We start from the raw sequence: 8,715 nt of genomic DNA, 5'->3' as shown, positions 1-8,715 counted from the left end.
AAAAGCGGGCCGCGGCCCGCTTTTCATCAGTTCTTGTTCTTGCCTTTTCCGTTGTTTTTGCCTTTTCCTTTGTTCGGGTTGTCCTTTTTGTAAAGAACTTCATATGTGAATTCCTGAGCTTCTTTCTGCCCTTCCGGAGCAGCATAAGAAGTGATCATTTTCACATTGCCTTCACGAAGAACCTGCTGAAGATCCAAAGCTTCTTTATCCGTTACATTGAATGGATCAACATGGAATACGCGCTCTTTGCCGTTTTTCTTCGTTTGGATGAATGTAGTCGTGAAGTCGACGTATTCACCTTTTAATTGGCCAAGTGACTGGAATGCTTCTGTTGAAGATCCGTCATTTGAGAAATCGCCCAATTGAATATTTTGGATGAACCAGCCTGCATTGTTTGAACCCCAGTCCGTCAAGTTGCGGAATGACACCAATACATCCTGTCCTGCATAAGCAGAAAGGTCAAACGTTTCTGTCGCCCAGTTGCCGTTTGTTCCTGTGAATCCTGGAACGTTCTCTTTGATCGTCGGGTAGCCTTCTTCAACTACGTCTGAACGCGTGTTTTCATTTTCAAGTGAAGTCCATGTCTCGCCGTTATCAGCAGAAACTTGAACCATACCGAAATCCCACTGTTCTTCAATGTCATAGAAGTGATCGAAAGTCAGTGTGGCATCAGCAGCTGGAACCGTTGCACCGAAGATCAATGCCTGGTCAGCTTCGTCGCCGTTATTTGCGTGAAGTACCTGTGCGCCTGAACCTTTAGGATCTGCGACTGTGCTCCATTGCAATGGAAGGAAATCCGCACCGTCAAATTTCAGGCCGCGCACATTTTTTCCGAAGTTGAATTCTTTAAAGTCGCCGCCCCATGCCGGAACGCCTTCTTTTTCAAATGTTTTTGCACTTTCAAAATCGACAGTTTTGCCGCGTACGCCATCACCAACCGGCAGTTCACGCAGGTCAATGCTGTCGAAATTATAATCGCTGCTTACATTAGAGTTATCCAAAGTCAATGCAGTCATGAAGTTCTGATAGACTTCAGTGAATGTTTTATTTGTGCCATAATCCTGAAGCGTTTTGTTCACGCTTGCCATACCCTGGCTGTCACCGTCAGTTGCCAGTTCACGGATGAACTCCTGGCCGAATTTGTCATACATATAAAGAGTGAACAGGTAAACCTGTCCGTAATCTGCAATTGTTTCAGGACCGGTTGCCGCCTTTCCATGCTCATCCCAGTTTACAAGCGAGTTTTCCGGGTGGTCCAGGAAGAAATTGATGGAGCCTTCTCCGTGTCCGTATCCTCCAAGATATTCAGAGAACGTCGACATCCCTTCATTCAGCCAAGTTTCCTCTGAAGGATCGTTGTCTGCCTGAATCAAATGCTGAAGCTCATGGATTGTCGTTCCGAAGAATGTGCTTTCAAGACGTGTTTCCCATGAATTTGTATCGATTGTAATAATGTTGCGATCTGTATAGTTTTCAAGCGTCTGCCAGAAGAAGCCGGCTACGAAGAATGGGTACGATGGATTGTTCCAGCCTTCATCCTGTACGTTGTCGACGAGCATGATTATTTTGTCTGATCCTTCATAGTAACCTTCAGGCAGGCCGACCATACCTGGAAGCGGTGAATGCGAACCGTCCAATGAATCCGGCGTTCCGAAGAAATCGGTAGCTACCGGATAAATATTGCTGTCGAATTCATCCTGCAATTTATCTACCTGCGCCTGTGTTACGACATCAGCTGGCTTCGAATTGTTTGGTCCGTATGCCAAATCTTTGGCTACCCAGATTTCAACGTTGTCTCCAATGCTGCGGAGTGTGAATTCCTTGAACTCAAGATTGCGGTTAAGGAATAGCTTTGTTCCATGATCTTCAGTGAACGGATCGTCTCCATCGGCTGATGCTTCTGTATTTGCCACTTCATCTGCCTGCGCTTTGATCTTCGCTTCTGCTTGTTTCAGGAAGTCCGCATCCTGCGATAGTTCGTTCAAGCTCTGGTCAATATCAATTCTGTCGCCATAGCGTTCAGTGTTCCAGTCGGATGCTGTCGGTAATTTTTCTACTGGTGCCGCTGTTGCTGCTGGCGCCATCAACGATAATGATAAAGCACTTGCGGAAAGAATTGAAACCCACTTGCTTTTGGCCATTTGATGTTTTCCCCTTCCAACTTATCAGAATTTTCTACAAGAAAAATCTTAACATATCTGACAATTCAGAAGAATAGGGTATATTAATTATTTCGAATTCCGAATTATTAGGTAAAAGGTATTGTTATTATTTCTAAAGCTGACTAAATATTACTTGTTTTTAATTTTTTGATGCTTTTTCATGCCGTAAAATAGGTTGCCGGCCCTTCCAACTGGACGAATTCGTCAATTTATTATTAAAATCTGAATCTGGTTTTTACAACTTTAAACTTATATATAGGCTTCAACCAATTTTTTGAAACCCGTATCCTCAATAACTTCTGGAAAGTGAGCGGCTTATTCTCTGCTTTACTGAAAAAATCTTTCTTGGATGATATGCAAAGGAAAGGGTATTTCAGAAGAGGAAGAAGCACGAACGGCACATCCCTCTATGCCCTCGCATAATCTTGGGAGCAGGAATTTATATGAGAACGAAAAAAGGACCCCCTAGAAGGTCCTTTTTTTCAGTTGGTGTTTCCGAAAAGTTCCTGCAGAATATAATAGGATTGCTTCAGTCGTTCCCGGGATTCTGGCAGTTTCCAGCCTTCCCACGAATAGACTTCGCTCCCGTCCAGGCCAAGAGACTCCCGCTTCCCGTCCTCTCTTTCAAGAACGGCTGCCGCTTTGATCCCTTCCACTGTCATGCTCGCTTCTATGCCGTCTTTCCGGATATCACCGGTAAATTCCTTGTTCGACGGATCCTTGGCATTCAGGAGCATCCACGGTAGGCGAATTTCCAGGATACCGGTCTCACCGGAATAGTAATAATCATTCAGTGAATCATAATCTTCGTGATCCGGATTCGCCATGCCGAAGCGCAGCTTGCCTGTTTCATAAGATTCGAACGGCAACTGCTCCCCTGTGTCTGGCCTTGTAACCGCTTTGTTCAATGCCAGTCGGATCGGATGGAAATTCGATTCAATTTCCGTTTCTTCCGGAATCATTTCCAGCCGATCGAAATAATCATAATAGAAGGTATCGTAATCTCCCGCCACCTGCAATGCCGCTTCTTCGCCATTCAAAGATAATTCGAAATCAGCGTTGAAGCCCTCTTCCACAGCTATGCCTTTATTCTCACGCATACTGAAGTAAAGCCGCAGGCTGTCTTTCTCCCACCACGCCGATTGCGGATCAAAACCTGCCTTGATGTAAACATAGCGTTCGTCAGAATCCATCGACAGGGAACGCAGGTCTCCTTCACCTTTTTCATAAAGGATGCCATCTCCATGCCAGTCATCCTCGCCGTCCACTTTAATCTTGTGGCGGTCGAAACTGAGCAGTCCGAATTGCTGCTCATTTGTCTGTGCGTTGGACCAGAAAGGCCGCTGATCCGGATTGTCATAATCCATCGTGTTCCAGGTCCGTTTGAACCACTCATCCTGCCATGTGAAAACCAGTCCGCCGAGCATGCCTTCTTCCAGAATATCTTCATACAGCCGGCTTACGATCTCGCCTTGCTCCCTTTCGGAAATAAAGCCCTGGTTCCAGCCAAACGGATTCGTATGGGTCATGCCGCGGGAAGCAGGAATGCCGAACTCCGCTATCAGCAACGGCAATTCATGCGAGTCATTCAAATCACGCAGATAACCGGCATAATTATTTTTCTCGCCGCGATGGTCGACGAACTCCGTATATTTCTCTTCAAGATTCAGGAAGTCCGGATAATATGGATATACGTGGTATGAAGCGAACATTCCCACTTCTTCCAATTCTCCTTTCACCATAATATGGTTCGGGTCGACCGTTGCCATATCTTCCTGTTCGCTAGGTTCAGCCGGCTGGTCGATGTTATCGGTGGTCACCCAGTTCGTAAAACTCAGCGGCCGCATACTCTGGTACGTTTCGTATTCATACGCCGCCAGAATATCAAGCTGCTGGCCGAGCCAGTGTTCCATCGGATTTGCACCTTCCGTTTTGATGAACTTGCCATCGAAATCATCGAGTTCCTGATATTTCAATCCCATTTCATGAACAGTATGCGGATGCCATTCGATGCCGATCATCCAGCCGATTACATAATCCGAAATGTCCGCTTTGTAATTGCCGTAGGCGTGACCCGGTTTTTGTTCGACCCTGCCGTTTCCATGGACGACATCCACAATTGTTTTCATTTCCTGCTGGAAACTTTCCGTAATTTCCGGAGTGAACGCGTCCAGTGTTTCTTCGAGCGGCCCTTCGTCAATCCAGACCCCATGGAATAAATACAGCGGAGTCTCCGCTGTTTTATTGTACTGGGCAAATGCTTCGTAGAAAGCTGGCGGGTGTAATGTATAAACACGGATGGCATTTGCGTTCATCTTCCCGATCGCTTCGAACCATCTGTCGTATTCCTCACGTGTAATGGCAGCTTCCCCCGGAAATGTCCCCGGCTTCGCCATCCCTAAATTGACGCCTTTGATGGTCATTTTCTTCCAATCACCATCTTCGAAAACTTCAAATTCCTGGCCGCTTATCTTTGCCGGGTATGAAATGCCTTCTTTTGACGCAGCAGTTGAAACTGTATCCTCAGGAGCATTGTCCTTTCCATAACTTCCAGCCATAACAGTTTGCATTACTGGCACGTATGTCTTCCAGTAAAAATTATCAGTGCTGTTGAAAAAGTCCAGCGAGAACAGCGCTTTCAACTTCGCAAGACCGCTGTATTGATAAAAAGCCGGTACATTTTCCACATCCACAAAATCACCTGCAAAATAATAAACCGCAGAATCATTTACCTCCCGGTGTAAAATTGCAGGAAAGTTTACAGGTATCTTCTGCTCAGAGAGAAGCTGCTCACCTTTTGCTGACAGGTCCCATTCATATTCCGCCATCACGTCCGCTGCTGTCGCTTCATTGATATCAAACCAGTAATCGAATGATGGGCTCTTGTCCAAACCAAACGCTTTTTCCCCCGCTTCTGTAAACTTCACATGCAGGCCATGGTCACCAGCAAGCTCTCCACTCTCTTCGGAAAGAACGACAATCTTGCCGCTTTCGTCATCTACGAGTACAAACCCGCCGCCTGTAAATTGCCACTCTTCACCATTCTGTTCAAAATTCGTGATGATCCACACAGGCACTTCTGCATCAGCCGCTAAATCAGGAAAATATCTACCTGTCCAGCCGCTCCACTTGAGTCCAAGGAATTCCTCCATATCAGCACTTACCGCGCCCTCAGTCGGGGAGGCGAAGGTATTGAATTCAACGACCAGATCACTGCCATCATCAAGGACACGCTGCTTCACCGTTTGCCATTCTTCCATTTTCAATCCGCCATAGACGAGTTCAGATCGCTCGTCCCCTTCCTCCTCATTTCCGGCTTGCCACGGAAGGTCTTCCTGATAGACCCCATATGTATCTGCCAGGTAAATCAAATCGTAATTATTTTCCAGCTCATTAATGTCTCGAATCAGATAATCTTCTTCTTCCTCATTTGGCATAAAGCCGTAATAATCCGTTGCCGCCTGATAACGAGACCCGTCTTCTTTGCCATAGCGATCATGGTTCAGAATCCAGGGCAGCCCTTTATGTTCGCGGTAACTTTCCGTTGGAACTGTTTTATCGATAATAGCAACCTTCAATGGTTTCTCTTCCTGCAGCCACCAAATGAGCAAGGGCAGCAATAATAATAAAAGTAAACTTGAAGCCCCCAACAGTATTTTTTTCATATCTTTCCCGCTTTCTTCCAAAAATTATTTCAACGTAATTATATAATAGAAAAAACTTATTACTATAGAAAATATTTCCTATACAAATTATATATCTTAGTTGTCTACAAAAATGTCACAATTCAAAAAAGACCGTTACTACCTGGCGGTACAGGTGGTAACGGTCTTTTCAGTTTGCCTTAATGGAAGACAGCTTAACGGGCGCTGTCGCTTTTCTAGTTTAATGCCTGTTTCAGATCCTCAATGAGATCTTCGACATCTTCAATCCCGACGGAAATCCGTACGAGGCCTTCTACAATCCCCAGTTCGCCGCGGCGTTCGACCGGAATCGAAGCGTGCGTCATTTGAGCCGGCACTGAAATCAGGCTTTCCACTGCTCCAAGGCTTTCAGCCAGTGTGAAGTATTTCAGTTTCGCGAGCAATTCTCCCGCTTTGTCTTTGCTGCCAACGTCAAATGAAATCATGCCGCCAAAACCTGCAGCTTGTTTCTTCATCAGTTCGTGGCCTGTGTGTTCAGGCAATCCCGGGTAGATAACTGTTCCGACAGCGTCATGGTTTTTCAGGAACTCAGCAATTTTCTGAGCGTTCGCGCCTGTTTCTTCCATGCGGATGCCGAGTGTCTTCAAGCCGCGCATCAACAGCCATGAATCCTGCGGCCCTAAGATGGCACCGACAGAGTTCTGGATGAAATGAAGATCCGTCGCCAGTTCTTCCGTATTTACAACGACAAGACCCGCCACAACATCACTGTGTCCACCGATGTATTTTGTTGCAGAATGAAGAACGATGTCCGCTCCCAGTTTGATCGGGCTCTGCAGGTATGGCGTCATGAACGTATTGTCCACAATCGTCAGGAGACCTTTCGATTTAGCGAATGTCGAAACAGCTTCGATGTCCGTCACTTTAAGCAGCGGGTTCGTCGGTGTTTCGATGAAAATCGCTTTCGTGTTTTCTTTTACTGCCGCTTCCACTTCGTCAAGATTTCCTGTATCGACAAAAGTGAACTCCAGACCGAAGCGGTTCAGGACTTGATTCATGACACGGTATGTTCCACCGTAAACATCGTCGGTCAAAATGACGTGGTCGCCTGCCGAGAACAGCATCATGACGGATGAAATCGCTGCCATTCCGGAACCGAATGCAAATCCGGCGTGACCGAATTCAACGTCCGCAATCAATTCTTCAAGCGCGTGGCGCGTCGGGTTGCCGGTACGTGAATATTCGTAGCCTTTGAATTTGCCGACAGCTTCCTGTTTATACGTGCTCACCTGGTAAATCGGCGTGGAAACTGCACCTGTCGCTTCGTCTCCAACAATGCCGCCGTGGATCAATCTCGTTTTGGCTCTCATCAATTTTCCTCCTCGAAGGTTCTGTTATAAATGTCCTGACTCATATAGCGTTCGCTTGAATCCGCAAATACCGTGACGATGTGGCTGCCGGGCTGTGCTGATTCCGCTTCGCGCAAAGCAGCAACATACGCTGCGCCGGAAGAACTGCCGACCAGCAGGCCTTCGCGCTTCGCCAATTCCTTCAGCGCGGCAAAAGCCTCTTTATCGGTGATCGTATGGATCGCCTCAAATAGTTCACGGTCCATATAATCCGGCAAAAACTCCATGCCGATGCCTTCAGTTAAATGCGGACCGGACTCGCCGCCGTTCAAAATAGAGCCTTCCGGTTCCACAATCACGGTTTTGATCCCTTTGTTCCTCGATTTCAAATAGCGTGACGTTCCCATGAACGTACCGCCGGATCCCGCTCCCGCGATAAATATATCGATGTTGCCGTCGAGCGCTTCCCACAATTCCGGGCCAAGCGTGTGGACGTATGTTTCGGGATTCGCGGGATTTGAAAATTGCGAAGGTGAAAACGCCTGCTCTTCTTCTGCGAGCTGCTGCGCTTTTTCAATCGCGCCTTTCATACCTTTTTCAGTCGGTGTGTTGATGACTTCCGCACCGAGTGCGCGCATCAGGCCCTGTTTTTCCTGGCTGAATTTTTCCGGAACCACGAATTTTACTTTATACCCTTTGCCAATGGCGGCAATAGCTAAGCCGATTCCTGTATTTCCGGCAGTCGGCTCGATCATTGTGCCGCCGGGCTTCAGTACGCCCCGGCGTTCAGCATCTTCTATTAACGAAACACCCAGGCGGTCTTTTACACTGCCGCCCGGATTGAAGTATTCGAGTTTAGCGAAAATACGGCAGCCGTTCGGAATATCCATATTCGTCAATTCCAATAGCGGCGTGTTACCGATCAATTGTTGAATGCCTGTGGCAAATTTCATGGTCAATCTCCTTAAACAGTTTCTTCAGCGAAGACCTGCTGCCACTCGTTTTTTTTCGCCAGCATTTCACGCGCCAGTTCCTGCGCGCCCTCTAAGCTGTGGCTCGCTGCCCAGCCGCACTGCACTTCATTGCATGCCGGAACTTCGTCTGCCTCAATGACATCTTCCAATGTGTTTTCGATAATGCGCAGTACATCTTCGAAATCGTCATGGTTAATCAATGACAGGTAGTAGCCTGTCTGACAGCCCATCGGCCCGATGTCGATGATCTGATCCGAATGGTTGCGGCTGTGTTCCGCCATCATATGTTCCAGCGAATGAAGAGCCGGCATTTCCATGAATTCTTTGTTCGGCTGCTTGAAGCGGATATCGTATTTGCGGATGGTGTCCCCATTTGCGCCCGTTTTCTCTCCTGCAAGTCTTACGTAAGGTGCGACTACTTTCGTATGGTCAAGGTTGAAGCTTTCAACGTTCATCTTTTTCAATTGGATCGTCTCCTTTTGTTGTAATCAGTTTTTAGTGTCCAGACTCCAACGGCCAGCTCCTCGGGTCATAAGCCTGCCCGTTGTCTAGTCTTCAGTGCCTAGCTCTTCGGGATATAAGTCAA

General features: G+C 47.1%; 5 protein-coding genes. All 5 read right to left on the bottom strand.

Going from position 1 to position 8,715, the window contains the following annotated elements; all coding sequences use genetic code 11:
- Nucleotides 1-26 precede the first annotated feature (26 nt).
- On the bottom strand, nucleotides 27-2,141 hold the full coding sequence (locus tag KW93_RS09170) for an immune inhibitor A domain-containing protein (protein ID WP_033542706.1): 2,115 nt from the start codon (nucleotides 2,139-2,141) through the stop codon (nucleotides 27-29).
- A 503-nt stretch (nucleotides 2,142-2,644) separates the two neighbouring features.
- On the bottom strand, nucleotides 2,645-5,827 hold the full coding sequence (locus KW93_RS09165) for a hypothetical protein (RefSeq protein WP_033542705.1): 3,183 nt from the start codon (nucleotides 5,825-5,827) through the stop codon (nucleotides 2,645-2,647).
- A gap of 215 nt (nucleotides 5,828-6,042) precedes the next feature.
- Nucleotides 6,043-7,176 (bottom strand): bifunctional cystathionine gamma-lyase/homocysteine desulfhydrase, encoded by a 1,134-nt coding sequence (locus KW93_RS09160; RefSeq protein ID WP_033542704.1) that lies wholly within the window; start codon nucleotides 7,174-7,176, stop codon nucleotides 6,043-6,045.
- Entirely contained in the window at nucleotides 7,176-8,108 is a 933-nt protein-coding gene (locus tag KW93_RS09155) for a PLP-dependent cysteine synthase family protein (RefSeq protein WP_033542703.1), read from the bottom strand. Before KW93_RS09155 ends, KW93_RS09160 begins: the two co-directional genes overlap by 1 nt.
- An 11-nt stretch (nucleotides 8,109-8,119) precedes the next feature.
- Complete coding sequence (locus KW93_RS09150; RefSeq protein ID WP_033542702.1) at nucleotides 8,120-8,593, bottom strand: S-ribosylhomocysteine lyase; 474 nt, start codon at nucleotides 8,591-8,593, stop codon at nucleotides 8,120-8,122.
- Between the last annotated feature and the right edge of the window lie 122 nt (nucleotides 8,594-8,715).

Origin of the sequence: Planococcus sp. CAU13, from assembly GCF_000775575.1 — a bacterium.
Lineage (GTDB): Bacteria > Bacillota > Bacilli > Bacillales_A > Planococcaceae > Planococcus.
The sequence above is the reverse complement of the archived record's forward strand: the minus strand, read 5'-3'. Positions and strand labels throughout refer to the sequence as shown.